The sequence below is a fragment of the Acidobacteriota bacterium genome, from assembly GCA_030949985.1.
GTDB lineage: Bacteria > Acidobacteriota > Polarisedimenticolia > J045 > J045 > JALTMS01.
On record JAUZRX010000034.1, the window covers coordinates 1 to 1,580 of the forward strand.

The window sequence follows — 1,580 nt, forward strand, 5'->3', positions numbered from 1 at the left end:
GGTCATGTTGGCGGTCGTAGATCTCCTCTCGCAGCAAACGAACGAGCTCGTCATTGTTGACGCACCCATGGATGTGGGCGAAGGCAGCAACCTCGCTGTCGGTGACGATGGTGAGGGGGACGTCGCGGTAGTGCTGGAGGGCGTAGAGCAGCGCTCGCAGCTCGGCGGTGTTGTTTGTCCCGACGACACGGAAGAAGACTAGTTTAGGGGGGGAACTGTGGTGACAGCGGCTTGTCCTCATGGATGCCGAGGCCTGCGGTGCCATCAGCAGCGCAGGAGCCGTCAGTGTAGATGAACATGCCGCAGCTCTCGAGGTGTTCCCGGATCCACTGGTCGTAGCCGTTGTACTTGGGGCCTGGTGGAGGAGGGGCACGGTTCCAGTGCACTTCGTTCACGGGGCCTGAGATGCCTTTGCTCCAGAGGCGCTTCTCTTCGGCGTTGTGGATGATGGCCGCCTCAGCGGCGATCATGCACTGTTCCGCGTTTTCCACGGCCTTCTGCCACCCCTCCCTGTCCTGCGCAGCTGTGTAGACCTCACCGGGATTGATCCCAAGGGTGTCGGCCACGTCGGTGAGGTAGCCATCCTCGTCGGAGAGAAGCTCAGCGGCGTCGGCATCGTTCTTGCGCCGTAGGATGTGGCCAATGAGGCGGAGCTGCTTGGCGCGAAGGCGAGGGGCCAGTGGAATGTGGTTCTCCGCTCTCTCGTAGAGCTCGAAGCTGTCGACATGGTCCGCGTAGTCGACGGCGAGAACTTTACGCAGGAAGCGTCGTTCAAGGACACGGAGTTCCTGGAGCACAACTGTGTTTAGGAACCAGGTGTCGGCGTTGTAGGAGAGTACCGACTCTACCAGCGTTCTGTAGAGGCGGAGCTTCAGCGCCTTGGGGATCGGTGCCCTCCACACGCCGTCGAGCTTGATGATAGCCTGCCACGCCTGACCGCCACGAGAGTACACGTCGTTGGAGGGGCCGTATTCGAGCCAGCCGCCGAGGTATTTGTATTTGGTGACAGTGGCGATGGTAGCGGCGCCGAGCGTGATGGGCAGGTCGGCGTCGGGCACGGGGGCGAAGTTCTGCGCCTCCGTTTTCCCCTTGGCGCAGTTGATCTTGAGGCCGAAGGGGGCTGCCGCCTGCTCTACACGCGAGAGCAGCGCCTGCAGCTCCTTGCGGTTTTCGGCAATCAGGACGATGTCGTCGGCGAAAGAGAAGTGGTGGCGAGAGGCGTTCCTGGTGTGTGATCTTGTGACCCTTGTGGTGGACGAGAGGGTTGACGGAGGGTCGGCTTTTGCATGATTGCGTTGATGCACAACACAAATGGGAACGGGGCGAGGGTGTCGCCCTGCAGGACGCCCTTGGTCTGGGGGAACGGCGCGTGCTGCTGCATGTTGCTCATAATGTGGTGGATGACTACACCCTCACCTCGAGCAGGGTTGCGGCGTGGCACTCGTTAAACCGCTCTGTGGGTCCTATTTGGTCGCCGCCAGTTTCGCCCGAAGGCGATCGCGAGACTACGCCCTCACCTCGAGAAGGCGTTGACCGTGCCGGATTAGCGGCTGCTTCTCGAATGCGGAGTGATTTTAGTG

Annotated in this window: 2 protein-coding genes; one reads left to right on the forward strand and one right to left on the reverse strand. The window is 61.3% G+C overall.

What is annotated here, in order from left to right; all coding sequences use genetic code 11:
• On the forward strand, nt 1-202 hold a 202-nt coding region (locus Q9Q40_09640; GenBank protein MDQ7007484.1), incomplete at its 5' end, for a hypothetical protein.
• Between the two features lies 1 nt (nt 203).
• On the opposite strand, the gene Q9Q40_09645 is transcribed toward Q9Q40_09640, so the two are convergent.
• The gene (locus Q9Q40_09645; protein ID MDQ7007485.1) at nt 204-1,304 is read right to left on the reverse strand and encodes a reverse transcriptase domain-containing protein; all 1,101 of its coding nucleotides are present in this window, start codon (nt 1,302-1,304) and stop codon (nt 204-206) included.
• Nucleotides 1,305-1,580 lie beyond the last annotated feature (276 nt).